Annotated in this window: 26 protein-coding genes; 12 read left to right on the forward strand and 14 right to left on the reverse strand. The window is 59.2% G+C overall.

The features are described from left to right. Nucleotides 1-2: 2 nt before the first annotated feature. Nucleotides 3-896 carry an N-acetylmuramic acid 6-phosphate etherase gene (locus tag LC298_RS10365; protein ID WP_131566759.1) on the reverse strand — a complete coding sequence of 298 codons (894 nt, stop codon included), beginning with the start codon at nt 894-896 and terminating at the stop codon, nt 3-5. A 197-nt stretch (nt 897-1,093) separates the two neighbouring features. Between LC298_RS10365 and LC298_RS10370 the strand changes: the two genes are divergently transcribed. From LC298_RS10370 to nagA, 4 genes are read left to right on the forward strand one after another with little or no spacing between them, the layout of a single operon-like run. Beyond that, nucleotides 1,094-1,972, forward strand: a complete 879-nt coding sequence (locus tag LC298_RS10370; protein ID WP_131566762.1) for a glucosamine kinase nucleotide-binding domain-containing protein — start codon at nt 1,094-1,096, stop codon at nt 1,970-1,972. 5 nt (nt 1,973-1,977) lie between these two features. Next, the gene (locus LC298_RS10375) at nt 1,978-2,763 is read left to right on the forward strand and encodes a GntR family transcriptional regulator (RefSeq protein WP_131567629.1); all 786 of its coding nucleotides are present in this window, start codon (nt 1,978-1,980) and stop codon (nt 2,761-2,763) included. Beyond that, the gene (locus LC298_RS10380; RefSeq protein WP_131566765.1) at nt 2,760-3,785 is read left to right on the forward strand and encodes an SIS domain-containing protein; all 1,026 of its coding nucleotides are present in this window, start codon (nt 2,760-2,762) and stop codon (nt 3,783-3,785) included. Before LC298_RS10375 ends, LC298_RS10380 begins: the two co-directional genes overlap by 4 nt. Beyond that, on the forward strand, nt 3,782-4,951 hold the full coding sequence (nagA, locus tag LC298_RS10385; RefSeq protein ID WP_428977534.1) for an N-acetylglucosamine-6-phosphate deacetylase: 1,170 nt from the start codon (nt 3,782-3,784) through the stop codon (nt 4,949-4,951). Before LC298_RS10380 ends, nagA begins: the two co-directional genes overlap by 4 nt. Before the next feature lie 15 nt (nt 4,952-4,966). Here nagA and LC298_RS10390 read toward each other — a convergent pair whose 3' ends face one another. From LC298_RS10390 to LC298_RS10420, 7 genes are all read right to left on the reverse strand, one after another. Next, nucleotides 4,967-5,947 carry a 2-dehydropantoate 2-reductase gene (locus tag LC298_RS10390; RefSeq protein ID WP_131566772.1) on the reverse strand — a complete coding sequence of 327 codons (981 nt, stop codon included), beginning with the start codon at nt 5,945-5,947 and terminating at the stop codon, nt 4,967-4,969. 27 nt (nt 5,948-5,974) lie between these two features. Beyond that, entirely contained in the window at nt 5,975-7,513 is a 1,539-nt protein-coding gene (locus tag LC298_RS10395) for an acyl--CoA ligase (RefSeq protein ID WP_131566775.1), read from the reverse strand. A gap of 44 nt (nt 7,514-7,557) precedes the next feature. Beyond that, nucleotides 7,558-8,310, reverse strand: a complete 753-nt coding sequence (locus tag LC298_RS10400) for an ABC transporter permease (protein ID WP_131566777.1) — start codon at nt 8,308-8,310, stop codon at nt 7,558-7,560. A 3-nt stretch (nt 8,311-8,313) separates the two neighbouring features. Beyond that, on the reverse strand, nt 8,314-9,108 hold the full coding sequence (locus LC298_RS10405) for an ABC transporter ATP-binding protein (RefSeq protein ID WP_131567631.1): 795 nt from the start codon (nt 9,106-9,108) through the stop codon (nt 8,314-8,316). Then, a complete protein-coding gene (locus tag LC298_RS10410) occupies nt 9,095-9,742 on the reverse strand; it encodes an ABC transporter permease (protein ID WP_223385629.1) in 648 nt (215 codons plus the stop codon). The genes LC298_RS10405 and LC298_RS10410 overlap by 14 nt, the downstream gene beginning before the upstream one ends. 182 nt (nt 9,743-9,924) lie before the next feature. Further along, on the reverse strand, nt 9,925-10,899 hold the full coding sequence (locus tag LC298_RS10415) for an ABC transporter substrate-binding protein (protein WP_223385630.1): 975 nt from the start codon (nt 10,897-10,899) through the stop codon (nt 9,925-9,927). Between the two features lie 89 nt (nt 10,900-10,988). After that, entirely contained in the window at nt 10,989-11,672 is a 684-nt protein-coding gene (locus tag LC298_RS10420) for a FadR/GntR family transcriptional regulator (RefSeq protein WP_131566787.1), read from the reverse strand. A 172-nt stretch (nt 11,673-11,844) separates the two neighbouring features. Between LC298_RS10420 and LC298_RS10425 the strand changes: the two genes are divergently transcribed. From LC298_RS10425 to LC298_RS10455, 7 genes are all read left to right on the forward strand, one after another. Continuing rightward, nucleotides 11,845-12,528, forward strand: coding sequence for a fumarylacetoacetate hydrolase family protein (locus LC298_RS10425; RefSeq protein WP_131566790.1), 684 nt, complete (start codon nt 11,845-11,847; stop codon nt 12,526-12,528). 369 nt (nt 12,529-12,897) lie between these two features. After that, entirely contained in the window at nt 12,898-14,427 is a 1,530-nt protein-coding gene (locus LC298_RS10430) for a lipopolysaccharide biosynthesis protein (RefSeq protein ID WP_131566793.1), read from the forward strand. 40 nt (nt 14,428-14,467) lie between these two features. Continuing rightward, nucleotides 14,468-15,181: a class I SAM-dependent methyltransferase gene (locus LC298_RS10435; RefSeq protein ID WP_131566796.1), complete on the forward strand. Its 714-nt coding sequence runs from the start codon at nt 14,468-14,470 to the stop codon at nt 15,179-15,181. Nucleotides 15,182-15,325: 144 nt separating this feature from the next. Next, the gene (locus LC298_RS10440) at nt 15,326-16,342 is read left to right on the forward strand and encodes a glycosyltransferase (protein WP_223385631.1); all 1,017 of its coding nucleotides are present in this window, start codon (nt 15,326-15,328) and stop codon (nt 16,340-16,342) included. An 18-nt stretch (nt 16,343-16,360) separates the two neighbouring features. Next, nucleotides 16,361-17,116 carry a class I SAM-dependent methyltransferase gene (locus tag LC298_RS10445; RefSeq protein ID WP_131566802.1) on the forward strand — a complete coding sequence of 252 codons (756 nt, stop codon included), beginning with the start codon at nt 16,361-16,363 and terminating at the stop codon, nt 17,114-17,116. Between the two features lie 197 nt (nt 17,117-17,313). Next, the gene (locus LC298_RS10450; protein WP_158284709.1) at nt 17,314-17,853 is read left to right on the forward strand and encodes a class I SAM-dependent methyltransferase; all 540 of its coding nucleotides are present in this window, start codon (nt 17,314-17,316) and stop codon (nt 17,851-17,853) included. After that, nucleotides 17,850-18,638, forward strand: a complete 789-nt coding sequence (locus LC298_RS10455; RefSeq protein WP_131566808.1) for a glycosyltransferase family 2 protein — start codon at nt 17,850-17,852, stop codon at nt 18,636-18,638. The genes LC298_RS10450 and LC298_RS10455 overlap by 4 nt, the downstream gene beginning before the upstream one ends. A 104-nt stretch (nt 18,639-18,742) precedes the next feature. On the opposite strand, the gene LC298_RS10460 is transcribed toward LC298_RS10455, so the two are convergent. After that, nucleotides 18,743-19,669 carry a glycosyltransferase family 2 protein gene (locus tag LC298_RS10460; protein ID WP_223385641.1) on the reverse strand — a complete coding sequence of 309 codons (927 nt, stop codon included), beginning with the start codon at nt 19,667-19,669 and terminating at the stop codon, nt 18,743-18,745. Between the two features lie 132 nt (nt 19,670-19,801). On the opposite strand from LC298_RS10460, the gene LC298_RS10465 reads away from it, so the two are divergent. After that, nucleotides 19,802-20,920, forward strand: coding sequence for a glycosyltransferase (locus LC298_RS10465; RefSeq protein ID WP_131566814.1), 1,119 nt, complete (start codon nt 19,802-19,804; stop codon nt 20,918-20,920). A 180-nt stretch (nt 20,921-21,100) separates the two neighbouring features. Here the strand turns inward: LC298_RS10465 and LC298_RS10470 are convergent, their stop codons facing one another. From LC298_RS10470 to LC298_RS10490, 5 genes are read right to left on the reverse strand one after another with little or no spacing between them, the layout of a single operon-like run. Beyond that, nucleotides 21,101-21,565, reverse strand: coding sequence for a hypothetical protein (locus LC298_RS10470; protein WP_131566817.1), 465 nt, complete (start codon nt 21,563-21,565; stop codon nt 21,101-21,103). Then, complete coding sequence (locus LC298_RS10475) at nt 21,562-21,858, reverse strand: hypothetical protein (protein ID WP_131566820.1); 297 nt, start codon at nt 21,856-21,858, stop codon at nt 21,562-21,564. Before LC298_RS10475 ends, LC298_RS10470 begins: the two co-directional genes overlap by 4 nt. A 54-nt stretch (nt 21,859-21,912) precedes the next feature. Then, nucleotides 21,913-22,257, reverse strand: coding sequence for a hypothetical protein (locus LC298_RS10480; RefSeq protein ID WP_131566823.1), 345 nt, complete (start codon nt 22,255-22,257; stop codon nt 21,913-21,915). Between the two features lie 4 nt (nt 22,258-22,261). After that, nucleotides 22,262-23,290, reverse strand: coding sequence for a lysozyme family protein (locus LC298_RS10485; protein ID WP_131566826.1), 1,029 nt, complete (start codon nt 23,288-23,290; stop codon nt 22,262-22,264). A gap of 18 nt (nt 23,291-23,308) precedes the next feature. Continuing rightward, a complete protein-coding gene (locus tag LC298_RS10490; protein ID WP_131566829.1) occupies nt 23,309-25,804 on the reverse strand; it encodes a hypothetical protein in 2,496 nt (831 codons plus the stop codon). Between the last annotated feature and the right edge of the window lie 100 nt (nt 25,805-25,904).

The raw sequence follows: 25,904 nt of genomic DNA on the forward strand, positions 1-25,904 counted from the left end.
CATCAGCGGCTTTCCAATTGCATTGCGCGGCGCAGGTTCTGCCCCGCTTTTTCAAGTCTGGCAGTCGCCTCCTCCAGGCTCTCAGCACCACCGGCAACCAGAATGGCCTGCTTCACCGCGCCATTCGACACTGCAAGCGCCTCTTTCGCAACCGCCTCGTCCACCTTGGCGACAGTGCGCACCGTGCGCACCGCCCGGTCCCGCAGTTTCAGGTTGTCGGCGCGCAGGTTGACCATCATGCCGTCATGTACGTGTCCGAGCAGCACGCCGACGAGCGTCGATATCGAGTTAAGTGCGATTTTTTGAGCGGTGCCTGCGCCAAGTCGTGTCGATCCGGCAACGAGTTCAGGCGGTGTCGCAAGCAAAATCGCTACATCGCCCATTCCAAGCAGCGGAGCACTGTCATTGTTCGCTATCGAAACCAGGATGGCGCCGGCACGACGCGCCCTTTCCGCTGCCCCGAGCGTGTAAGGCGTTTTGCCGCTTGCCGAGACGGCGATGACACAGTCGCCTTTCGAAACTCCGGCGTCGGTCAGGTCCGCCATGCCTGCATCGAAATCGTCTTCGTAGCCTCCCGGAAGCTCCGGAAGGCTTGCGGCACCACCGGCCAGGACGATCTTGATCCGTTCCGACCCAATACCGTACGTGCCCGGCAGTTCAACGGCGTCGGCAAGCGCCATCAGGCCGGAACTCCCCGCTCCGCAGTAAAAAAGGCGGTTGCCGCGGGTCAAAGCTCCGGCGGCCGCTTCCGCCGCCGCTGCGATTTCGGGCGCGGCCTGCACGACGGTTCGCACGGCATCGAGCTGCGCCCTCGCCAGAGCCTCGGCGGCGCGTACCGGGCTCAGCGTATCGATCGGCGCGTCGGTCTGATTGCGTGCTTCCGTCTGCTGTGGCATCTCCGCCTCCCTGTTAACAATTAATGCCAAAATAATACCATTTGTCCAGCCCAAACGGGAGAGAGCGGTAATCGATTGGTTTGAAACAATATTTTCTCCGTCACAATAGGCGACAAATTGGTATCGAGCAGTTCCGTGAAGATTTCACTTGGTAAATGGTATTTCTTTGGTATTGTTGATGCAGGAGACCGAGCGTCATGGACTTTATGCTTGCATTCGACGGAGGGGGCACCAACTGCCGTGCCGCGCTTGCCGGTCCCGATGGCACGATACTGGGCCGTGCAACGACCGGCCCGGCGAACATTTCGACCGACCCGGCAGGCGCCGCGCAGAACATCGTCGAAGCGGCACGGGGGGCGCTCGCAGATGCAGGCCGCGCAGATCTTCGAATGGAGAATATTCCGGCTTTCCTCGGATTGGCCGGTGCCAATGTTTCGTCCCACACCGAAGATTTGGCGGCCCACCTGCCGTTCCGCCAGACACGCTTTTCAGACGATGCCGTCATCGCACTACAGGGTGCGCTGGGAGATGCAGACGGCGTGATAGCGGTGCTCGGCACCGGCTCGGTCTATCTGGGCCGCAATGGTGATGTCTTCTCGCGCGCCGGCGGATGGGGCTTCGTCGTCGGCGACCTGGGGAGCGGAGCGCGCCTTGGCCGCGCTTTGCTGCAGGATACGCTACTGGCCTATGACCGTATCATGCCACGCTCCCCGCTTACCCGCCACGTTATGAGCCAGTTCGACGACGAACCAGCGCGGCTGGTGGCATTCGCGATCGACGAGAAGCCGGTAGGCTTCGCTCGTTTTGCGCCACTCGTGTTCGAATATGCCGAGCGGGGCGACATGGTGGGGACCGCCCTCGTTCGAGGCGCGGTTGCCCATGTGGATGCCGCCCTCGCTGCAGTTACCTGGCCTGGCTGCGAAACACTATGTCTGCTCGGCGGCCTCGCGCCGCTCTACGCTCAGCGTATTGACGCCCAATTTCGCGGCATCCTGAAGACACCGCGAGGCGACGCCTTGTCGGGCGCGATCGAACTCGGCTTGCGCGTATTTTCTTCATCGCTGAAAAAAGAATGATCGCGATGGATTTCACCACGTTGTTTTCGGAAAGCAATATCCGAGCCCGGGGGGCCGGACCTCTCTACGTCCGGCTGCGCAGAGTCCTCGACGACCTTATTTCCAGCCGGAAGCTCGAACAAGGCCAGGCTTTGCCCACCGAACGCGACATCGCCGAGATGTCGGGACTGAGCCGGGTGACCGTGCGGCGCGCCGTTGACGATCTGGTGCGGGCGGGTACGCTCGTCCGGCGTCATGGCTCCGGCACATTCGTCGCACCGTCACCGACCAGGGTACAGCAGTCGCTGTCGACCCTCACCTCCTTTTCGGAGGACATGGCGCGCCGGGGGCTTGCGACGCGTTCGGTCTGGCTCGGCCGCGGTCTGTTCACCCCGTCGCCCGACGAGATGATGAGTCTTGGCCTGTCTGTTGAGGACAGGGTTGCCCGGTTTGAGCGTTTGCGCTTTGCCGCGGAGGTTCCCCTCGCGATCGAGAGAGCGGCAATCGCTTCTGATGTCCTCCCCGATCCCGCTGCGGTTGACCAGTCCTTGTACGAAGCCCTGGAGCGGCTGAACGCCCGACCTTCAAAGGCCGTGCAACGGATTTCCGCCGCCCTCGTCGAACCGGCCGACGCTGAACTGCTCCAGATCGGCAGGTGCGATGCGGTGTTGAAGATCGAGCGGATTTCCTATCTCTCGTCGGGCCGCGCAATCGAGCTTACCCGCTCCATCTACCGCGGCGACGCCTATGATTTTGTTGCCGAATTGCGGCTCGGAGACAATCCCCCGAAGTCCGGAGATACGCCGATATGACCGCAAGCTTCATGAGTCGGGAAATTGCGGAGATACCCGAGGCGGCTGAAAGACTGCTCAGCACGTCCCATGCGGCAATCGACGAAATCGCCGACAGCTTCCACCAACACGATCCCGCGGTGCTCCTCACTATCGCGCGCGGCTCATCCGACCACGCGGCGCTGTTTCTGAAATACGCCTTCGAGATTACGCTTGGCCTACCATGCGCATCGCTGGGCCCGTCCCTCGCGTCCATTTACGGCGTGGTCCCCCATACCCGGCGCGCCGTCGCGCTTGCCATTTCCCAGTCCGGACAGAGCCCGGACATCGTCGCGATGATGCGCGCCGCGCGCGATGGCGGCGGGCTCACCGTGGCGCTGGTGAACACGATGCCCTCCCCCCTCGCGGAGGTCTCGGCTTTCGCGATCGATCTCGCAGCGGGGCCGGAGCGCAGCGTCGCCGCGACCAAATCGTTTGTCTCCTCGGTTCTTGCCGGACTGGCGTTGCTGGCCGCGATGGAACCGGAGAACGGGCTCGGCGACGGGCTGGCGGCGTTTCCCAAGCGTCTTTCCGAAGCATTGAATGCCGACTGGTCGCAAGTCGCGGACGGCCTAGAGAATGCGAATTCGCTATACGTGCTAGGCCGCGGCCCTTCGCTGGCCGTCGCCGCGGAGGTCGCGCTGAAGTTCAAGGAAACCTGTGGCCTGCATGCAGAGGCCTATTCGTCGGCAGAAGTCCTGCATGGCCCGGTCGAGCTTGTTGATCGCGGCTTTCCGGTCCTGGCACTTGCAGGATGCGACCGGGCGTCAAAATCGGTCCGTGAAGTGGCGGACAACCTCGCCGACGAGGGCGCCGCGGTTCACGTGGCGACCTCGCTAAAAGGGCGCGCTCCGCATCTCTCCGTTCCGGCGGCGGGACATCCTCTTCTCGACGCCCTGATCCAGATCGTCCCGTGCTACACATTCATCGAGGCGCTGGCCCGCCACCGCGGCCGCGATCCGGACCGGCCCGCACGGCTGGCCAAGGTCACGGAGACCCGGTGATGGCCGACCGGGCGATACGCTGCGCTCGCATATTCGACGGGCATGTCTGGCACGACGACGCTGTGCTGCTGATCGACGGCGCGCATTCTGCCGGCGTTGTGACAAGAGGCGATGTGCCGGCCGGAACGAGCATGGAAGACGCGCAGGGCAGTGTTCTCGCGCCGGGCTTCGTCGATCTGCAGGTCAATGGGGGAGGCGGTGTCCTGTTCAATGAACAGCCGACACTGGAGGGCATTCGCACCATTTGCCAAGCGCATGCGCGCTTCGGCACGACGGCGCTCCTCCCGACCCTCATCACTGACACGCCACAGATCACCGAAGCTGCGATCGGCGCTGCGGTGGACGCCGCCCGCGCATCGGTTCCCGGCTTCCTCGGCCTGCATCTCGAAGGCCCGCACCTGTCGTGGGCGCGCCGGGGCGCGCACCGCGAGGATCTGGTGCGCCCAATGGAGGAAAGTGACCTGCGGCGGCTCGTGGACGCGAGTGCCGCGTTGCCAGTCCTCCTGGTGACCATCGCGCCTGAAAACGTGACGCCGGATCAGGTCGCCCGGCTCGTGGCAGGTGGCGTGCGCGTGAGCCTGGGACACACAGAGTGCAGTCGGGAGACCGCCCTCGCCTATGTGGCCGCCGGCGCAGGCCTTGCTACCCATCTCTTCAATGCCATGAGCCCGCTCGGACACCGCGAGCCTGGCCTCGTCGGAGCAGTGCTCGACGAGAGCGCTCTTTCCGCCGGGCTGATCGCGGACGGTTTCCACGTGGACCCGGCGGTAATCCGCATCGCGCTGCGCGCGAAAGCACCGCCTGGTCGCATCTTTCTGGTGACGGACGCCATGGCGACAATTGGCACCGATATGGAAGGCTTCATCCTCAACGGCAGGAAGGTCCACCGCAGCATGGGACGCCTGACGCTCGACGACGGCACGCTGGCCGGTGCCGATATCGACATGGCAGCTTCCGTTCGGTTTCTAGAAAACGAGGTTGGCCTCCCCTTCGAAACCTCATTGCTCATGACAAGCCGCTATCCGGCCGAGGCCATCGGAATCGGGGCCGCAAAGGGTATGCTCCGAAGAGGTGCGGACGCCGACTTCGTCGAACTCGATGACGCGTGCCGTGTCGTACGCAGCCACGTCGGCGGTGTCCACGCCTTCGATTGTCGGCACGGTTGAGCTGGAAAGCATGGCTCAGGAATAAAGCCCTGCAACACTTCCACGCAGTGCAATCAGCGCGAAGACCATATCGATCGCCGGCGTTGGCGTTGACGTGATGCGGCCGAGTTCACGTACAGATCCAACCAGCGCATCGATCTCCATCGGACGTCCACCCTCCAGATCCTGCAGCATGGACGTGCGATGGGCGCCGACGGCCGCTCCGCCGTCAATACGGCGGTCGACATCGATGGGGAACTTGACGCCGAGCTTCTCGGCAATCTCTTGGGCCTCGACCATCATCTGCCGGGCGACGGCCCGCGTGCCGGGATCGGTGCACAGGACGTCCAGTGTGGCATGGGTCAGCGCGGAAATCGGATTGAACGACAGGTTACCCCAAAGTTTGACCCATATCTCGTCACGCAGACGAGGCCGGACGGGTGCCTTGAGGCCAGCTGCGGCAAGCGCGTTCGACAGGGCTACTGCCCGGTCGGATTTCGAGCCATCCGGCTCGCCCAGCGAAAACCGGTTGCCTTCGATATGACGAACGATTCCGGGCTCGCTCACCTCGGCGGCCGGGTAGACCACACACCCCAGGACGCGGTCCGGCCCGATCCCCTCCCACTGCACATTGCCGGGGTCGACGCTCTCGAGGCGCGTGCCCTCGAGCGGGCCCCCGATCCTGTGGAAATACCACCAGGGAACGCCGTTTACGCCACTGACGACCGTGGTCGCGGGACCGATCAGCGGTTGCATTGCCGGGACCACACCCGGTACGGAGTGAGCCTTGAGCGTGACGATCACGTAATCCTGCGGTCCGAGTTCGCCGGGGTCGTCGCTCGCGCGCACGCGAACCGTTGTGGGGTCCTTGTCTGCCTCAATCAGCGTCAGCCCCTTTTCGCGCATCGCGACAAGATGCGGACCGCGCGCCACCAGGCTCACATCCGCACCAGCCTGCGCAAGCTTTGCCCCGACATAGCCGCCGATCGCGCCCGCGCCGAAAATGCAGATCTTCATATCCCGCTCCTCCGGCCGCGTTCGGCGTCAGGCCGTCTGCGTCAGCCCCAGTTTTTCGGCAAGATTGATGCGCTGCATCTTGCCCGTCGCGCCCTTCGGGATTTCATCGACGATCACGATCTTGCGCGGGACCTTGAAATCGGCCAGCCGGGCAGCGACGAAATCGCGGATATCGCGCTCCGTCGACGTCGCGCCGTCCCGCAGCACAACCGCCGCGGCAACATCCTCGCCCAGCTTCGGATGCGGAAGCGCGAACGTCACCGCCTGAGCGATAGCCGGGTAGTCCAGCAACACGCCGTCAACCTCCAACGGGCTGATCTTTTCCCCGCCGCGGTTGATGATTTCCTTCAACCGTCCGGTCAGATTCAAATAGCCGTCCGCATCGAACGCCCCCTGATCGCCAGTGCGAAACCACCGTAATCCATCGGCCATGAAAAAGCTCTTCTCGTTCGCCTCGGGATTGCCTTCATAGCCGGGCGTGACATTCGGCCCGGAGATCACGACTTCACCCGTCCCCTCGATCAGCCGGTTCTCGGTCTCGTGCGCGATGCGAACGACCGGACCGGCGGCAATCCCGACCGAGCCCGGCTTCTGCGGCAGCGGCGGAAGCGGATTGCTAGTCATCTGATGGGTCGCCTCCGTCATGCCGTAAGCTTCGATAACAGGGGCGGCGAACGTTTGCTGCAGCACCGTCATCACTTGAGCCGGCAACGAAGCGGAGGAGGACCGCACGAACCGCAGCGGTGTCGCGTCGATTACCTCCCGGTTGCGGTCTGCGCGAGCCAGGATAGCCTGATGCATGGTCGGAACGGCCGTGTACCAGCTCGGTTGCGCCTCCTTCATCCAGCCGAAGAACCTCAGTGCGTCGAACCCGGGGGCGCACCAGATCGAGGCACCGGCCACAAGCGAAGCCGTGACTGCGGCGATGAGCCCGTGAATATGGAATAGCGGCATGACGTTCAGACAGCGGTCTTCAGGCGTCAGCGCAAGCGTCGTGCTGATGTGACGAGCGGACGCGGCGACGTTCGTCTGCAAGAGCGGCACGATCTTCGGCCGCGATGTGGTCCCCGATGTGTGCAGGATCAGCGCGATATCGTCCGGGCCCGGTTCCGTCCTGTCGGAGGCGGCGGCATCGGCGCCATTCTCCGCAGTGATCGTGATCTGGCCTGCAGGATGATCCGTCGCGGTCTGCAGCCGAAAAATCGTCATGCCGAATTTGCGGGCCGCCGTCAGTGCCGGGCCGTCATAACCTTCTTCGACGACAAGCGCCTTCGCCTTCAGATCGTCCAAGTAGAATTCGTATTCCTCCTGCCGGTAGGCCGGGTTCAACGGCGCGGTGACGGCTACCTGTGCAATGGTCACGAACGCGGTCGCCATCTCCGGCCCGTTCGGAAGAACGATGGCGACCCGGTCTCCGGCGTCGATACCGGCCGCGCGTAATGTCTCTCCTACATCCTCTGAAAGCCGCCGCAGCGTACCGTAGCTGAGCCATGCGCGGTCCGGCGCCCCGATGGCGGGCAGATCATCATCGTGATGCGCGAATAGCGCTTTCATGGTGCCGGGCATTTCACCTTCCTTGTCGAAGATTTCATTTCTGTCTGGCGCCGGGGCTACCGCTTCGCCGCATAGTAGGAGACCCGGCGCTCCAGATAGGCCAGGAATTCCGAGATCGTGAAGGCAAGCGCGAAGAGGACGATCAGTACGGCCCAGAAGTGGCTCATCAGGAAATTGGCCGAGTAGAGCTCGAACAGCGCACCGAAGCCGACGATCGAAATCAGCAGCTGGCCGATGATCACGCCCTTGACTGCCCGGATAACGCCGATGCGCACGCCGCCGAGGATTTCGGGCAATGCCGCCCAAAAGTAGATTTTGGTGAAGGCATCAACAGGGCTTGCGCCAAAGCTGCGGGCCATCTCGACCAAGGACCGGTTGATCTGCTTCACGCCGGCGCGTGCGTTCAGGATAATGATCCAGATCGCGAACAGCGTGGTGGTGATAATGATCGACTTCATTCCAAATCCGAACAGTACCATCAGCACCGGCACCAGGGCGGTGAGCGGTGCGCTGAGGAACACGTTCACCCAAGGCAGGAGCATCTCGTCAATCAGGCGGTTCTTGCCCATCAGAATTCCAATGGGTATGCCGATCACAATGGCGAAGAACACGCCGGCCAGAAAGGCATAGGCCGTCTCTGCCAATGCAACCTGAAACGCGGAAGTCTGGATCACCGTGAACAGGGTGCTGATGACCTCCGACAACGCCGGAATGAAGAAGGTCAGGTCGAGTTGGCCGACGACCTCCCACAGAAGGCCCCAGATCAGCAGCGACGACATGCCGGGCAGGCGGTATCCGAAAACGGTCATGGTCTATTCCACATAGGAACGCAATGAGCTCCAGATCTGGTCGACGATGTCGAGATATTCCGGGTCACGGCGGATGTTGTCGACGCCCTTCTCGCGGAAATTGCTGGGACGGATGATCTCGGAGACGCGGCTCGGCCGCGGCAGAAGGATCGCGATCTGATCGGAGACATAGACTGCCTCTTCGATCGAGTGGGTGACGAAGATGAAGGTCTTGTTTTCGTTTTGCACCAGCGAAAGCAGGTCTTCCTGAAACTTGCGCCGCGTCTGCTCGTCGACCGCCGAAAACGGCTCGTCCATCAGCAGCACCTGGGCATCCACCGAGAGCGCCCGGGCAAGGCCAACGCGCTGGCGCATGCCGCCCGACAATTGGTGCGGATAGGCCTTTTCGAACCCGGCGAGGCCGACCTCCTTGATGTAGCGCGCCGCGATGTCCTCGCGCTCGGAGCGCCCCACGCCGCGCATCTCCAGACCGAAGGCCACGTTGCGCATGACGCTCGCCCAGGGGAGCAAGGCAAAATCCTGGAAGACGAAGGCGCGGTCGGGACCCGGCCCGGTGACGGTCTGGCCATTTACCTCCACCTCGCCCGATGTCGGTTCAAGTAACCCCCCGATAATCTTTAGCAGCGTGGTCTTTCCACACCCCGAGGGCCCAAGAAGCGACGTCAGTTGTCCGCGTGGAAACTCCAACGAGAGATCACGAAGGGCTTCGACATAGCCATAGAATTTAGTGATATTACGGGTCGATACAGCGATGTCCGACCCGGGCACGGCCACCAGCGCTGGTTTAATCTGAGACATAGCCACGTTGGTTTCCTTTGAAGAGCACCGCCTCGATCCATTCCAGAAGGTTCAGGAAAAGGACCGCAAGAAGGATGATCGAGAAGATGGCCGCATACATCGTCGGGTAGTCGGCGATGGAGCGACTGAAGGTAATGATGTCGCCCACACCGGTGGGTGTGATCTTCAATTCGGCCAGGATCGCGCCGATGAAGCCTGCCGAGATGCCGAGCCGCAGCCCGGCAAAGATCACCGGGGAGGCAGCGGGAATGATTATCTTCAGAAGGATCGTAAGATCGGTGGCCAAGTAGGCGCGCGCCATCTCCTTCATGGACTCGGGCGTGTTGCGCACCGCGCTGGCGGTGTTCAGCACGATGACCGGCATCGCCATGATGCACACCACGAGCACTTTTGAGGTCAGCCCGATGCCATAGGCCAGCACCAGAAGCGGGATCAAGGCCGCCAGCGGCGCCGCCTGCATCACGATGAAGATTGGCGAGAACAGCCAATCGAAGAATTCGCTCAGTCCGACCCAGAGTCCGATGGCGATGCCGAGCAGAGCAGAGATCGTGACCCCGACGACCAGCGGTTGAAGGGTTTCGGCATATGCCGTCCACAGCGTGCCATCTGCAGCCAGACGGAACAGCGCGGCCATCGATTCCACGAATGTCGGGAAAGCGTAGCTGACCGGTATGCGGCCAGCGATTTCCCAAGCGCCGAAAAGGATTGCAGCGGACAGGATCTTCAGCACGAGCGAACGGCTGGGCGCGATCGATCGTTTCCCTGCTGTGGGAGCGCCCGGAGGCGCCCCCGCTATGGATACAGGGGCGACCTGTCTCATTCGGTCGCCGCATCCAGAGGCTTCAGGTACCAGAAGTCCTCGATGTTCAGTTCGGAGGGGTCGCCATCGAGCTGACCAGCCGCAGAGTACCACTCCATGTCGGCCTGCGCGGCCTTCCGGCCGCCGCCATTCGGATCGTAAAGACCCGCCTCGACTGCATCGGTGTAGAATCCGTCGAGCTCGGCGAGAATCTCCTCGGGCAGTTGGCCGATCGGCCCGTCCGGGTTTGTCTCCCGCCGGACGAAAGTCGGATCGTCATGCATGTCCTTGTAGACGCTGACGAGCGCGTCGATCAGGATCTGCACGTCTTCCTCATTCTCCTGGATCCAGTTTAGGTTGGCGAAGAGCGCCTCGTCGCTGGCGTCCACGTCGAACATTTCGAGCACGTTGAAGTCCTTGCCGGCCTCGCTACGCATCAGCTTGTTCTTGTTCGACAGGTCGATGATCGTGGCATCCGCCCGACCACCGAGCAGAGCAGCAACTCGGTTCGAGGAGCCGGGCACGTAGGATCGTTCGCCAAACTCGATACCCAACCGGTCCTCGATCACGTTGGCAATGGAATCAGTGCCGCCGCCGCGCGAATGCAGGAGGATTGGCTCGCCATCAAGGTCCTCCAGCTTCTCGTATTTCTTCGTTGTCACGGGAAAGAACTTTAACTTGGAGAGCTGGAATACGATGCGGAGCGGCGCCTTCGAGCGTTGCATCGCGGCGTAGGGGGTCCCGAATCCGATGTCCATCTGGCCGCTGAGCACAGCCTGGATCGCCAGTTCCTCATCCGAGAAGGCGGTCCATTCGTAATCGAGCCCGTTCGCCTTGGCCCGGTCCAGCGCCACGAAGAATGCTGCAAGCTCATCGGAAGGCGTCTCAGCCAGCGCGATCTTGATCGTGTCTGCATAAGTCGCGGACATCACCAGGCCTGCAACGACCGGCACGGCAAATGCCAGTTGGGCGATTTTCCTCAAGAGTTTCATCATTAGATTTCCTCCCAGAAACTAGAGTGACGTTGTTAGCGTTCAGGGCGCACTGGCACCCTATTTGACCCGCAGTTGTTTTCTCCGCGTCAAACCTCCTCGAACAGACGCCGGGCAACTGACCGCAAGTGACCCCGCATCGCATCGTGTGCGCCCTCCGGGTTACGCTCCGCGATCGCGGAAGCGATGGCCTCGTGCTCGGCAAAACTCAAATGATCCGGCGCCGGCCGCGCGGTCTCGCGGCTGACACTACCCCACGTCACCGCGCGCCGGACCTGGTTCAACTGATCGAAAAGCGCCAGCAGCAGCAAATTGTCACTCGCCTCGGCGATCGAGCGATGGAAGATGTCGTCCTGAACCTCGTAATCATTCCAACTCGACGCCGAATGGGCGCGCTCCATTGCCAGTTGCATCCGGGTCATTGCCGCGCCGGGCGCGTTGACCGCCGCTTCCCGGGCAAGCGCAGGCTCTATGGCAAGACGTGCGCGCATCATGCGAAAGGGCGTCAACTGACGGCCGAGTTCAATCAGCACGTTGTCCGGGCGGCCGGCGCCGCCACCAGCGACGAAGGTTCCCTTCCCTACGTGCCGCCAAATCGCACCTTCGCGCTCCAGAACGTCCAGCGCCTTGCGGAGCACCGTTCGCTTCATTCCAAGCTTCTCGGTCAATTCGCGCTCTGCCGGCAATCGTGCACCCGTTTCCAACCTGTTATCGGCAATGTAGGCCCGCAGCCGGCCCACCTCAGCGTCTTCATTGATCGATTGTTGCAGCATCAGCAAAAAACATCCGAATTGGTCAACCAATTTTCGATATGGGCCTGGAATTCCTTAACATGTACCGATAGTTTCGACAAGCAATATACAAATTTATGAATTGGTCGAGATTGATCTGTATCATGGTTTGACGTAAGAGAACCCGGATCTTTCAAGTCAGGGAGCCTCCAACATGTCCGAATATGTGATCCCCAAGCCGCCAATCGTGGCGGTACCCGTGGCTGGCGGGGGCCGGTTCCCTGTGCGGCGGATCTATTGCATCGGCCGAAATTACGCAGCCCACGCCGTGGAGATGGGACACGATCCGGATCGCGAGGCCCCCTTTTTCTTCCAGAAGAATCCGGACAACCTCGATCCGTCCGGGGAGTTCCCCTACCCTCCGCACAGTTCGGACGTTCATCACGAGGTGGAACTCATCGTCGCTCTGAAGTCGGGAGGCACGAACATCGCCACGACGGAGGCGCTCGATCACGTATGGGGCTACGCGGTTTCGCTGGATATGACCCGCCGCGATCGCCAGGCCGAGGCCAAGAAGCTCGGCCGCCCGTGGGAAATAGGGAAGGCTTTCGAGCGATCCGTGCCTGTCGGTCCGCTCCAGCCCGCGACCGAGGTTGGCCATCTCGCCGAGGGAAGAATCGAGCTCAAGGTCAATGGTGATCTCCGCCAGGAAGGCGACCTCAACCAAATGATCTGGAAGGTACCGGAAATGATTTCCTACCTTTCGGAGTATTTCGAGCTGGCGGCCGGCGACATCATCATGTCGGGCACTCCTTCAGGCGTCGCCGCCGTCGAAAAGGGCGACACGATGGAAGCGATTATCGAGGGGCTGGGAAGCCTGACGGTCAAAGTCGTCTGAACCGCCAATCCGCCTGAGACTGCAGCTTCAAGCTTACTTCATCCCGCACCCTGGGCACGGCATTCAACCGCGTCAGCTTCAGACGTCGGCCTCGCCTCGATGTGCGCTGCATTGCGTGTCTGGCTCTCGAATGAGATATTATTTCGCACAACAGACGGATCCGGCTTGAGCCCGGCATGGAAAGGGAGCGGCCTTCGTAGTGCGCTTGCCCGTATCGGAACACGTATCGACGGATAATCCGGAACACACGCCGGCCACCGGCAAGCCATGTCGGGGACGCCTGCCGGTCGACACCGCGCTAGATAAGTCCGCCCCCCCGTTCGTAAGTTCTGAAAGGCCAAGAACGGGATCGCGCAGCGGAATCCCCGGGTGAAAAATCCTGACAAGAAAAGAGAGCGGTACATCCTCGAAACCGACCATCTGATGGCCGACCTCGGATACCGTGTTGCCAGCGGTAGCATTGTCGCCGTTGGTGGTCGGCTAATTCGCATCATCATCCAGCTCGCCTCGCTTGCCATTCTCGCTCGACTGCTTGCGCCGGAGGATTTCGGATTGGTGGCAATGGCGGCGACCGTCACGATTTTTGTTGGCCTGTTTACGGATCTCGGCCTGTCGGCAGCGACCGTCCAGCGCAAGGAAATTGACGACGGGACCGTTAGCGCCCTTTTTTATATCAACCTTGCGGCCGGGGTGGCGCTCATGACGATCACGATAGCGGTGGCGCCGCTCGTCGCCATGTTTTTCGGCGATCCACGCGTCTCGGGCGTAGTCGTGGCGCTTGCGGCGCAGATTCCGCTCGTCGCAGCTGGGGCGCAGCACGGAGCGCTGCTCCAGCGTGGCATGCGCTGGGCCGCGATCCAGTGGACAGGCATTTCCGCTCAACTGGCGGGAGCGATCGTCGGGGTAGGTCTGGCCTGGAAAACCGATACCGGTTATTGGGCGTTGGTGGCTCAGGGCTGGACATCCGCGCTGCTCGGGACGAGCCTGGTCTGGGCCGTTTGCCCGTGGCGGCCGGGACGTATTTCCAGCTGGAAGAAAATTCGAACTGCGCTCACTTTCGGGATCCAATTCACCGGTTTCAATTTCGTCAATTACTTCCACCGTCAATTCGATGACGTGTTGATCGGCTGGCGCTGGGGGGCCATAGAACTCGGATTTTATAGCCGTGCCTACCAGTTGCTGACATTGCCACTGTCTCTGATCAACGCACCAGTAGGGTCGGCTGTCATTCCTGCCTTGAGCCGGCTGCAGACCGACCCCGTTCGCTGGAAGCAACTCTATCTGGACGCGCTCGCGACGGTGACGCTGGTTTCATCAGCTATTACGGCGCTCCTTATCGCCACAGCGCGACCGCTGACGGCGCTAATTTTCGGTCCTGGCTGGGAACAAGTCGCCGACATTTTCGCACTTCTGTCCATCTCAATGTTCGCCACAACGCCACTGAATACGACCGGGTGGATCTTCATTTCACTAGGACGTACTGACCGGATGTTTATATGGGGATGTCTTGCTACCTCAGTGATCATAGTTTCCTTTTTGATGGGCCTGCCATTTGGCTCAGAGGGGATGGCATTGGCATATAGCGTCAGCGTGAGCCTCCTACTTTTCACCGGTATTCCATTCGCTACACAAAATACGCACATAGAATCGAAGATGGTATTCTCAACTATCACCCCTAAAATAGTCGCAGGTGCAATAGCCGGGATTGCAGGTTATAAGATTTCAGAAATTTTGATCGATTTGAAAACATTTTATAACATAATAATAACAATAATATTATCACTTATATTATATATTACTTTTATAATATCAATAGAATACAAAAACGTGAATAACACCTACAGAATTACAAATAAAATTTTTAGTATATTAAAAAAGGGGCAGGGCTGTGATAAATAAAAATGTCGAGCATTACTACGATAAGTTCCTTGAAGACCGAATGATAAAATATAGGATAAAAGGGAACATCAGACTAGAACGAGCGAAGCAGCTTTTGCTCTCATGCATGAGAGATGGCGACGTGGTAGCAGACATAGGTTGTGGGATAGGGATGATATCAGAAGCGGCCGGTAAGCGCTATCCAAACGCTAGGGTCGTAGGAGTCGATATATCTCACAAAAATATAGCCTACGCAAAAAGAACAATAAAGTTAGGAAATGTCACTTTCTTCAGATCTGATATCACAGAGCAATTTTCGATATTAAAGTCATTTTCTCCCAACGGCTACAACATTATTGCACTTTTTGATGTCATAGAGCACATACCAGAAACAGACAGAAAAAATATTTTTTCCAAAATTAAAAAAATTTCTAAAAAAGATTCACTTTTAATAATTACGTATCCAAATCCGGAATATATAAAATTTGTAAAGAGAAATCAGACAGAAGAATTACAAATTATTGACAACGTAATAGAAATCAATCAAATTTGTATTGAAGCTGGTGCCTATGGATGGGATCTTAGGGCTTTTGAAAAAAAAGATGCGTGGTACAAAGACCAGTATATACATTGTGTATTCGAAAGAATTTACGATTATCAATTAATAAAGATCTATGACAAATTTCTTACAAGATTAATCCGCGGAACATTGACAAGATTATACCGTCCATATAGAATATGGTACTATAAGACTCGCATTTTGCGCAATAAATAACTGCTGAAAATGCTCGTTATAGCCGCTCCGGATTTTACCAGACCATCGGAAACCTTCATCCGGAATCATGTGCGCACCATAGCACCCGGCGAGACCGCAATCATGTGCCTTTCCGAAAATACGGTACCCGGCTTCAGCGGCCCCATGCTTGCCGGATTGCGCCCGAGCTGGTCCTCGCCTGGCCCGCTCCTTCGACGGTTCCTGATCGGCATTTACAACACCCTGAGCCTGCGTTTCGCTGCGGGGCTGTTTCCGCAACAATCTCGTCGCGTCATATCATTTCTAAATGGCCTGCCGTCTCCGGTCGTCCTGGCTGAATATGGTCCGACCGGGTGCTATCTTCTTGACAGCTGCCTGAGGACCGATACGCCGCTTTACGTGCATTTTCATGGCTACGATGCCTCTCTTCTAATGGGTCGCGAATTGTGGCTGAGGCATTATCGACGGTTGTTCCAGCTCTGCGATGGCGTGATTGTTCCGTCCGTTTTTCTCAGGAGCAAATTGGTTGCAGCGGGCTGCGACAATACGAAGATCAGTGTTTGTCCGTGCGGCATAGATCCGGAGTTTTTTGCGACAGGCAGCCAACGTCCGTCCGGCATTGTAGCAGTCGGGCGGCTGGTGCCCAAGAAAGCCCCGCTTAACACGATCAAGGCATTTGGATTGATTGCAGAACGGTTTCCGCAAACGAGGCTGCATTTTATCGGCGACGGCCCGCTTTTGGAGGCCTGCCGCGATGGCATTGCCGCTTTAGGGCTACAAAGGCGGGTTTTGCTTTATGGCGCGCAGGACCACGAAAACGTCGCGCGCTTCATGAGCGAAGCGGCTATTTTCGTGCAGCACTCCGTGACCGCCGCGAACGGGGACACCGAGGGCTTGCCAGTCTCTATGCTTGAGGCCATGGCAGCCGGTTTGCCAGTCGTTTCCACACGCCATGCCGGCATATCTGAGGCTGTTGTCGGCGGCGTGACCGGCCTCTTGGTCGAAGAGCACGATATCGACGCCATGGCTGCGGCTATGGCCGAGTTGCTGAACGATCCGGCTCGCGCCGGAAAAATGGGAAAGGCAGGCCGCGAACGCGTTCTGAAGAACTTCACGCTGGAGAAATCGGCTATGTGTTTACGTTCGGCGATGAAACTTACGGTAGACTCAAGTCTGCGTTAAAATACGCGGTGGCCGCTGATGCGTAATGAGAGTGCTTGGACAGAAACAAAATTTTCGAAAGACAGTCGAGGCCGCTGGCGCTGCAACCGATCCGTTGTTCCCGCAACCTCTCATCTTTTTGTGGATTTGGTGGCGAAGGCCTATGCGCGCGCACTGGATACGCACGCGCATGGCCGTATTGCTGATCTCGGGTGCGGTACAGTTCCGCTCTACGGAATGTACAGGAGCCTTGCGTCAGAAGTTTTCTGTGTTGATTGGCCCAACAGTTTTCACAACTTGTCGCACATTGATCTCTTTGCCGATCTTAACGCGCCACTTGATATGCCGCCCGGAAGTTTCGACACGGTGATTGCTACTGACGTGATTGAGCATTTGCACGACCCGTACGAGTTTCTTCGGAGCTCCGCGCGGATTTTGAAGGAAGATGGAAAATTGATTGTCGGCGTTCCCTTTCTTTATTGGGTACATGAGGCGCCGCACGACTATTTTCGCTATACCCGCTATGCGTTGGAAAAAATGACCAGTGACAGCGGCTTGCAACTTGTTGAACTTTACCCGTTCGGAGGCCCCCTCGAGGTATTGTTCGACCTCGTCGCCAAGATTGCGGGCTCGAAAATGAGGGCAACAGGAATCGTCAATTTTTTCGCGAGCTGGATTCTGTCTATCCCAGCCATTCGAAATGCCTCCGGATCGAAGGCAGATAAGGTACCCCTCGGCTACATTCTGGTGGCGGAAAAACCAAAGCTCGCAGACGGTGCGAGGGAGATGATATGAGAACCGGGAGCCGGCGATCGAGATTAAATCTCCTAAGGCACAAATTCAGGTCTTGCGCAAAACTCTTGTTGCAATCGCCGGTTGCTTCGCGCGAATGCAACATATGTGGGTATTTTGGCCATTTCTATCCTTACGGCAGCCCGCCACGGTACGATGCAGGGTGTCCGTCATGCGAGAGTTTGGAACGGCACCGCTTCATGAAGCTTTGGATACAGGCGCACCACGACAGGATACAGGGACGCGAGATATTACATTTCGCACCGGAAGCTGCGGTCACCGCGTTTATCGCACCAATGGCGGGAAAGTATGTAACTGCTGACATTGATGGAACAAAAGCCGATATATCAATCGATCTCGAACAAATAAACCTCCCAGATTGCAGCTATGATGTAACTATTTGCTCCCATGTACTCGAGCATGTCGATGATACCAGAGCGTTCGCGGAACTTCACCGCATTTTGCGGCCCGGAGGTTTATTGCTCCTGATGACGCCCGTTATCTGGTCGTGGCCGGAGACGTACGAAAATCCGGGCATCTTGTCCGATACAGACCGGAAGTTGCACTTCGGCCAGCGAGATCATGTCCGCTATTTCGGAGCCGATATCCGCGAAAGAATCGAACGATCCGGGTTTGACCCGACAATGGTCGTTGCGAAAGAACCCGATGTCAGTCGTCTCGCGCTCAAGCGCGGCGATGTGTTGTTTGTGTGCACTGAAAACGGCAGGGCGGCACTTTGAGTGTTTCTGTTGTCATTCCGGCACATAAAAGAAGTGCTGAACTGCCGAGCGCCGTCGGCAGCGTGCTGCGCCAAACCCTTCCTCCCGATGAAATTATAATTGTCGATGATGGGTCCACTGACGGGACCTTTGACGTCGCCACGGAGTTGGCCCGTGGCAATGAACTGATATCCGTAATCAAACATTCAAAAAATCTGGGAGGCAGCGCTGCACGAAATTCCGGATGGCACCAAGCGAAAGGCGATTGGATTGCATTTCTCGACTCGGACGATAGCTGGCATCCGAAGAAACTGGCCAAGCAATTTAAAATTATTGAGACAAATCCGACAGCGGGAATGATATATTGCGGCTTCTTGAAAGTCGATTCAGCGACAAGAAGAGTACTGTTAGATCGCGCGGCGCCATCGAACGAGGATTGGGATCAATTTAAGTTCGACATCGCATCAAGAAATATTATCGGAACTACCTCTGTCGCAATAATTCGAAAATCATTTTTAATAATTGTCGACGGATTTGACGATAACCTCCCAAGTTGTCAGGATTGGGATATTTACTACCGTCTTTCAAAGCACTGTAAATTCGACTTCGCGCAGGAATCTTTAGTATATTATAGCGCTTCAAATGTGGAAAGGATAAGTACCTGTTTTTCAAACGCGACGCGTGGCAGAAAGATGATTTTTGATAAAATAAAGACAGATTATTTTGGAGTAAAATTGCTAATATTATATTATAGACATTATTCTTCGATCGGTTTGCTATATCGTAAAGAAAAAAAGTATTTATAAGCTTATATTATTACATTATGTCTTTTTTATGCTATCCAGACCGTCTATTTTTTAATAGATTATTTATTAATATTCGAAATATATTTATAGTAAAGAAATAAAAGCTAATAATAGCTTGAAATGTCAGTTCTCCGGCTTGCAAATGATTCAGCACTAAAACCGACGTTCCAGGCGATCAGACCCACCAGGATGCCGGGAAAGCAAGCAAGAAACTTAGCCAAAGGGGCGCCGGGGGCGGCGGCCCTTCTTGTCATCTGAAGCAGCCTTGCGGGCAAGAGTGCTATTGTAAGTACTGGATAATTAGCCGCTGAGGTGCCCGGCATCGCGAAATTCCGCCTGACTCTGCATCCCGATCGGCCCATATCGTATAGGTGGGATATCATCCTTCGAAGTCCGTGCAGGTTTACATGTCCGCTCTTAATCTGCGGGCTGAACACAATTTGTGCGCCGTTCTCTCGCAGCCTCATTTGGGCAATCGCGTCTTGTCCCCGTCTCCAGTGCTCGGGAAAGCCGCCTGCATTTACAAGGGCGGAACGCCGTATCGCTATATTGGCTGAGGGGCCGGCAATTATGTCCCTTGGCGGAAGATACGGATGGACGCTGCCGAACTCGATAAACCAAACGCACATGCCCCAGTAACCGCCGGTTTCTGCATATCCAACCGAACCGACGATGCAGTCTGCCTGCCCTTCGCCGATAGCCGCCAGCAGGCCGGCATGCCAACTCCGGTCTGCGATCACGTCCTCGTCGATGAATGCTACCCACTCGGTATCGGCGATGGCGAGTCCGCGATTGCGCGCGGCGCCCGCATAGAGTCGCTCGGCCGAATGCAGCACTGTAACTTCGGGTACGTCCGAAAAACGCGTCGTCGGATCTCCAGGTCCGCTATGCGAGACAATGATTCGTTCGATCCTTGGCGTTTGTGCAAGCAGTGCCGTAACCACCCTCTCCAGATGCGGTCCTTCCCCGAAAACGGGAATGACGACCGTCACCGTGCCCAAGGAACTGGCTTCGTCACGCGGATGCATCATCAATCCGTATCTGCTTCTTCCTGATCCTCCATCCGGCATAGATCAGTGGAAATTTCGCTTCCAGCAGGAAAATTTCTGACTTCGAAAGGAAAAAGACTTTCTTAAAACCAGAAGCTGACCCAGGAATTTCGAATGAAAATCGCCATCATCGGCCCGGTTCTGCCGCTTCGCAGCGGCATCGCGCGCCATACGACCGCGCTTGCGCGCGAACTCGCGGGCAGGAACGGCATTACCGTGAGCATCATTTCCTTCGCCCGGCAATATCCCCGCTTTCTCTACCCCGGCGCGGATGACACGCTAAGGGACGCGCGGCTCCCGCACGATCTTGATGCAAGTCGCGAACTGGATTCGATCAATCCGCTCACCTGGAGGAGGGTGATCGCCAGAGTTCTGAGTGACAGGCCCGACCTCGTCGTAATTCCGGCCTGGACATTCTTTCTCGCCCCATGCCTGGGGTTCATCGCGCGATCGCTGCGGCGCCAAGGCGTGCCGGTGGCGATGATCGTACACAATGCGGAAGATCACGAAGCAGCCGCCTGGAAGCGGGCGTTCTCTCGTTTTCAGCTCCGGCAAGCCGGCTTTTTCATGACACACAATGCTTCGGTAAAGGCGTCTCTCGAGCGACTCGTCCCCGGCAGGCCTGTCAGCATTCGCCCCCATCCCGTCTTTGACGATTATCCGCCTCCGACCGGCACCCTTCCAAGACGGGCAGGATTGGAACTTTTGTATTTCGGACTAGTTCGCCCCTATAAGGGTCTCGACATTGCCCTCAGGGGGATCGCACGCAGCGGCCTGGAAGACGTGCGGTTCACGATCGCCGGCGAATTCTGGAGCGGCCTGAGAGAGACCGAAGACCTGGTTGCCAAACTCGATTTGAACGAGAAGGTTGAGATTGTCCCGCGATATGTTTCCGATGAAGTTGCCGCCGAGCTTTTTCATCGAAGCGACGCTGTGCTCTTGCCGTACCGCTCAGCAACCGGCTCCGGGGTTGCAGCCCTCGCACAATGGTACGGCCGCCCGGTTATCGCCAGCAACCTTCCGGGACTCTCCGACGTCGTTGTCGACGGCGAAACCGGCTGGCTTTTCGAGGCGGGAAACGACGAACACCTCGCCGATCTGTTGCGTGAGAAAATTACTTCGCTTGCTGCGGGGGAACTGCGTCCGAACATCCAGTCATCCCTTCAGAAATACTCCTGGCAGAGCATGGCGGACGAACTGACAAGAAACTTTGCTCCTGCAAAGAACCAATGAGGCGGCGAGGGAGAAACGTCGCCGTCGTCGTCATTCACCAAGCGGAACGCCGCCGCCCGCTTGGTGGATCGGCTTAAGCCGCGGAAGCCGTTGCTACGATTGGAAATCCCTGGTGGGTGAGCAGGGACTCGAACCCTGGACCCGCTGATTAAGAGTTTTCGCAGGATCGTTTGAAATCAGTCACTTGGCCGGAAGGCCCGTGTGATTTGGCGTGAGACTGCCCGGTTTCGGCAGTTCCCACGGGCCGAACACGCTCAAGCGCACGTCATCGCCGCACAGGTGCTGCATGGTCATCTTGACATACGTCGCGCCGGGATAGGCGGCGAGGTTCCAGCGCCACTTGCCGAAGGACTGCTTTTGCAGGGCGGACGGCTTCGAGGAGTTGGGCGAACGGTCGCCGGGAAAATCGAACGGCACGTCTTCCTGCCAGACACCGCCGGTGCGGGCGAAGCCGACGAAGCTGTCGGCGACGACGCTGCAGTCGCGCAGCTTGTAGCCGGCGACGGTGGCCGTCGCGGCGCCGCCGGCGAGGCTCCAGGCATGCGGCCGCATCAGCACGGTGACCGGCATCGTCGTCTGCCAGGCTGAGACGGCGGCGAAGGCGATCAGGAAGCCGATCGCCGGCCCGGCCAGCATGCGGATCACGGCCTTAGCTCCCCGCGAAGCCAGTCGAGAAGCCCGGCCTTGAACGCGATCCAGATCGCGACCAGGCCAGCAGCCCATTTCAACCCGCTCATAAGTAGGCCAGCAAGCCACGCAGATCCCTTCGCCGCGCGCCAGAATTTCGTGATCTCGCGCAGGGCCTCGCGGTCCTCGGCCGAGAGCGTCGCGATTTCCTTCAGCGCGCCCGCCTCGTCGCGCGAGAAAATCGTGATCTCGCGGCGATCCAGCGCCTCGACCAGCCGGTTGAGGTGTTCTTCCAGTTCGTCCGGTTTCATGCACTTCGCGCGACATCGCGGCCGCTCCCGTGGTTGGCGCCCGCCCCGGCCATGTCAGAAGCTCCTGGGCGACACGAACAGGCAGATCGTGTCGGTGTCGTCCCGGCCGTATTTCGAGCACCAGTGATACTGGCCGTCCGGCGACGCCTTGATGCGCGTGTCGGTGTAGGGGATCAATTCCCCCGTCGTCGGAATGACAAACGCGCCGCCACGCTCTTGGATCCATGCCGCAGACACAGGACGGCAATCATAACCGGAACAGCAAGCCAGGGGATATGCCCAGCCTTCGGGATGCGCGGCGGTCCCAGGCGCGTCGTGCGCCGCGGCCGCATAGCTCAGAAGCCCGATCGCGAGGACGGCGAGCGCGCACAGCGCGAAAAACAGGCGGTTGCCGGCCACCGGCTCATCCGATCCGGGTCTTTGCCGTCACGCGGCCCCAGATCGCCACCAGCGCGGCAGCGGCCGCCAGCAGGTCGTTCACCGCGACCGCGGTGTCGTTGATGTTGGTCTGGCCGAGGTCGAGGCCGATCGCCGGGCCGAGCAGCGCACCGATCGCGCCTATGCCGCCGAGAACGCCTTTCGACTGCCACCAAGGTTTTGCGGCCGGCGGCGGCGCCGGCGGAAACGGGCTTTGCGGAGTTTCGAACATGGCTGTCTTTCCTTCTTGCTGGAGGTTTGGAAGCAGCGGCGCAGCGCCCGGGCCGGTGACGGCATAGCCGGCGCGCAGCGCCGTGGCGACGGCCAGCGCCGCGGCCAGCCGGGAAAACTCGGCGTCGGGCAGCGCCGCCAGGTGGCGGGCCGCCGCGATGATCTCGGTTTCGCCCGGAGAAGGCGCAGGAGGCGCAGCGGGCAGGTCCGGCTCAGGATCGGGCGCGGCGGGCGGCCGCGTGGCGGCCCCGTGGCGCTGTCGCGTCGCGTCGAGCGCCTGGCGCATCTGGTCGACCGTCACCCGCGCTTTCTGGTCAGAGTAGTGACCCTTGCCGTTGGCGCGTGGCAGCGACGCCCATTCTTTGGCGAGCGCGTTGATCAGCGCGTCCCGGCCCATCCGGCCGGCCAGCCAGCGGTCGATGCCGCGAGCGCCGAGCAGAAAGCAGGCCAGCCTGTCCTGCATGGCCGCGTCGAAAACGGCGTTGCCGGAGAGTTTCAGCGTGTTGCGGATCGAGCGCAACGTGGTGCGGACGATCTGATAGCGACCGGCGGCCGACGAGTTCTGCTCATTGCGGGGGTGCCGCAGCATGCGGGTTTGCAGCGCGTCCACCTCGTCCAGCGTCATAGACACCAGTTCGACCGGGCCGCCCGTATAAGCGCCATATGCCAGCGTTTCGTTATAGCCGCGCGCATGCGGCGGATTTGGCGGGTAGGGATCGGTCCCCTCGGCAAGGCCGATCAGGTTTAGCATCGGGCGATAGACGTGGCGGGGATCTTTGGTCATGGCCAACTCCTCCAGAACTTAGAAACCCGGATGGTGCGCGGTCCACGAGAAAGAGCGGTTCGCGCCGGCTGAAACGGAATAGGTGATGGTGAATTGCGTGGCGGTGATGCTGCCCGGCGCGACATAGGCATGCGCGCCGGCGTCCTGCGGCCCTGCAAACGAGATCGAAATCCGTCCGGGCGCGGCGTTGCAGCCATGATTGACCACAAGCGTTGTAGTTCCTGAAAGAAGCGTCGAATAACTGCCATTGTCGGTGGTGTATCCGACGCAATTGCGAATGATCTTGTCTTTGGACAATCCCGCAGCATTGTTGACCGGCTGCGTTCCGGAGCCGCTGAAAACGCAGCCGGTGAAAGCAAAATTCGTTACGGGCGCGGCAATGCGCAGAGCTTCGCCCAAGGTGGCGTTGCCGCTGCGCAGGAACTTCGCGCCCGCTGCAACGACGCGATTAGCACCGGCATTCGGTAGCCACAGGTCGATGCCGCCGTTTGCGCCGGTGCCGTTGCCCGAAAACTCCGCGCCGGAAAAATTGGCGGTATCGCAGGCATTGATCACGACAGCACTGTTGACGTTGTTGTATGCGAGCATACCAGTGGCGATAATCTGCGGGAAAACTGTCGTGCAGGGATCAATCTGCATTGCTGGCAGATTATTCGCGACAGTGCCGCACGACGCCAGCCAGAGAGTTGGGATCTTGAGAATCGCAAGACTGTCTGCGGCCACATGAAGACCACTGCCCGTGGCGGCGTCGATCTCATTGTCGATAAAGACCTCGCGGTTGTATTCGCCGCTTTCCGCCTTGTCGATGCGGACACCGGTCAGCCCCTGGCTGATCTCGCAATAGCAGTAGACATTGGCCGAACCTGCGATGTGCAGGTTGTAATTCAGCGCTTTTCCAAGAGCCGCATCGACGGCTATGGTGAGTTCAGCGCCGAAAACCTGCCCGGCCAGTCCATTGGCTTTCAGGTTGTCGTTGCATCCCCAGATTTCGCCGTCGAAGACAACGCGGTCGTATCCGTCAAACCATATCCCGCCATATTGATTAGATGCGTTGCCGTTGGACGAATACCGAGTGAGAGACGACGGATCGACGCCGATGATCGAGGATCGCACGAGCTTCTGCGCGTATATCGCCCACCCTGCGGTTTTTTGCGAGAGCGCCCACATATCGAAATCGCGCAGGTGCAGATCGAAGATTTCAGAAGCGCCGGTGCCGATGGTCAGGCCGTTCCCGGTCGAGGCGCTCTGGACAAGAACGGTCGCGGACTTCTGGCCGCGCAACCGCAGTCCGCCGCGCTCGATGAAGATGTTTGTGTAGTTTATATTTCCCGCCGGCAAATTGGCGCTCTTCACCTCATCGAGCGCGGTCATCGAATTGAAGGCCGCCGCATTGTAGGGGGCAGAGGCACTGGCGGCGATGCCCCACCAGCTAGCTTCATGGTCCGATCCCACGACGCGGACAATGGCTCCGTTAGCGCCGCCGATGGCATCGCCGGTGGCGATCACGTAGACGCCCTCGAACGGATCGTTGTGCACGTAGGCGGTGAAGTTCGTCGTCCCGGTCAGGTCGATCGGCGTTCCGGCGAACGCGTCGGCAAAGTTGTCGGCCAGCTTGAAGTTGTTGGCGTCGACGACGATGAACCAGTAGAGCCGGTTTGGCGTCAGGCCGTTGACCGCCGCCGTGACGTAGCACGCCTGGCCCAGCCGCCGCCCGTGGCCGGCGCTGGTGACGGTGTCCGTGGCCGGGTCGACGGCGGTCGAGAGGATGGACGGGCCGGTCAGCACCGCGCTCAGATCGGTATTGTCTTTTGCGAACTGGCCTTCCCGGCCCGGCTCGAGCAGGTAGGCTGCGGTCGTCGTCGTCGCCCATGGCAGTCCCTTCATGGAGCTGCGCGTCAGAGGAAAGGCGTTCGGTACGGCGGCGAGTGCTTGGTCGCGCGCCGCATCGGCGGCCACCTTTGCGGTCTCCGCGTCTGTTTTTGACGACAACGCCTGGGCTGCATATGTCTGCGCGTTTTCAATTTCGCCGGCGCTTGGTCCCTCCACGAGATTTCCGACCTCATCGAATTTCGCCACCGTTTCGGGGAGGCCGGCTAAGATGTTTTTGCCGGACGAGCCGTAATCCGACTTCCAACTGCGCTCGATGTCGCGGCGCTGCTCCTGGGCGATGATCGTCAGCACGTCGAGATCGGCGTTGATCTTCGCCGTGTCGAAGGCGCGCGACGCCAGGAAGTCGGACAGCCGGGCCGGCTCGATATCGCCAAACAGGATGTAGCGGTCGCCGGCGAGGCTGGAGACGCCGAGCTGAACCGAGCCGCCGCTGGCGTCTCCGATCCCTGTCGGGAACACGTAATCGACGCCGTTCACCAGGGTTTCGCGAACGCCGGCGCGGATCCGCGTCACCTTCAGGCCGGCCTCCGCGGTCAGCTCGAAGTCGTAGGCCAGAACGGTCGTTCCGGCGGCCGGCGAGAGATCGACAAAGCGATCGTTGAGGGGGAGCGGGGTCTCGGTCATGCGCGCCAGCCTATGCGCGCCGTAACGCTGTTACCTTTTTGGCCCGGGGTCCCCGCCAGCGAGCGAAGCGAAGCTTAAGGGCGGGGCAGAATGCCCGTCC

Origin of the sequence: Oricola cellulosilytica, assembly GCF_019966575.1 — a bacterium.
GTDB lineage: Bacteria > Pseudomonadota > Alphaproteobacteria > Rhizobiales > Rhizobiaceae > Oricola > Oricola cellulosilytica.

Excerpts from the sequence above, each read along its gene's own strand:
- LC298_RS10365 (WP_131566759.1), bottom strand. The coding sequence starts at position 896 with ATGCCACAGCAGACGGAAGCACGCAATCAGACCGACGCGCCGATCGAT.
- LC298_RS10370 (WP_131566762.1), top strand. The coding sequence starts at position 1,094 with ATGGACTTTATGCTTGCATTCGACGGAGGGGGCACCAACTGCCGTGCC.
- LC298_RS10375 (WP_131567629.1), top strand. The coding sequence starts at position 1,978 with ATGGATTTCACCACGTTGTTTTCGGAAAGCAATATCCGAGCCCGGGGG.
- LC298_RS10380 (WP_131566765.1), top strand. The coding sequence starts at position 2,760 with ATGACCGCAAGCTTCATGAGTCGGGAAATTGCGGAGATACCCGAGGCG.
- LC298_RS10390 (WP_131566772.1), bottom strand. The coding sequence starts at position 5,947 with ATGAAGATCTGCATTTTCGGCGCGGGCGCGATCGGCGGCTATGTCGGG.
- LC298_RS10395 (WP_131566775.1), bottom strand. The coding sequence starts at position 7,513 with ATGCCCGGCACCATGAAAGCGCTATTCGCGCATCACGATGATGATCTG.
- LC298_RS10400 (WP_131566777.1), bottom strand. The coding sequence starts at position 8,310 with ATGACCGTTTTCGGATACCGCCTGCCCGGCATGTCGTCGCTGCTGATC.
- LC298_RS10405 (WP_131567631.1), bottom strand. The coding sequence starts at position 9,108 with ATGTCTCAGATTAAACCAGCGCTGGTGGCCGTGCCCGGGTCGGACATC.
- LC298_RS10410 (WP_223385629.1), bottom strand. The coding sequence starts at position 9,742 with ATGGCCGCGCTGTTCCGTCTGGCTGCAGATGGCACGCTGTGGACGGCA.
- LC298_RS10415 (WP_223385630.1), bottom strand. The coding sequence starts at position 10,899 with ATGAAACTCTTGAGGAAAATCGCCCAACTGGCATTTGCCGTGCCGGTC.
- LC298_RS10420 (WP_131566787.1), bottom strand. The coding sequence starts at position 11,672 with ATGCTGCAACAATCGATCAATGAAGACGCTGAGGTGGGCCGGCTGCGG.
- LC298_RS10425 (WP_131566790.1), top strand. The coding sequence starts at position 11,845 with ATGTCCGAATATGTGATCCCCAAGCCGCCAATCGTGGCGGTACCCGTG.
- LC298_RS10435 (WP_131566796.1), top strand. The coding sequence starts at position 14,468 with ATGATAAAATATAGGATAAAAGGGAACATCAGACTAGAACGAGCGAAG.
- LC298_RS10440 (WP_223385631.1), top strand. The coding sequence starts at position 15,326 with ATGCTTGCCGGATTGCGCCCGAGCTGGTCCTCGCCTGGCCCGCTCCTT.
- LC298_RS10445 (WP_131566802.1), top strand. The coding sequence starts at position 16,361 with ATGCGTAATGAGAGTGCTTGGACAGAAACAAAATTTTCGAAAGACAGT.
- LC298_RS10450 (WP_158284709.1), top strand. The coding sequence starts at position 17,314 with ATGAAGCTTTGGATACAGGCGCACCACGACAGGATACAGGGACGCGAG.
- LC298_RS10460 (WP_223385641.1), bottom strand. The coding sequence starts at position 19,669 with ATGATGCATCCGCGTGACGAAGCCAGTTCCTTGGGCACGGTGACGGTC.
- LC298_RS10465 (WP_131566814.1), top strand. The coding sequence starts at position 19,802 with ATGAAAATCGCCATCATCGGCCCGGTTCTGCCGCTTCGCAGCGGCATC.
- LC298_RS10475 (WP_131566820.1), bottom strand. The coding sequence starts at position 21,858 with ATGAAACCGGACGAACTGGAAGAACACCTCAACCGGCTGGTCGAGGCG.
- LC298_RS10485 (WP_131566826.1), bottom strand. The coding sequence starts at position 23,290 with ATGACCAAAGATCCCCGCCACGTCTATCGCCCGATGCTAAACCTGATC.
- LC298_RS10490 (WP_131566829.1), bottom strand. The coding sequence starts at position 25,804 with ATGACCGAGACCCCGCTCCCCCTCAACGATCGCTTTGTCGATCTCTCG.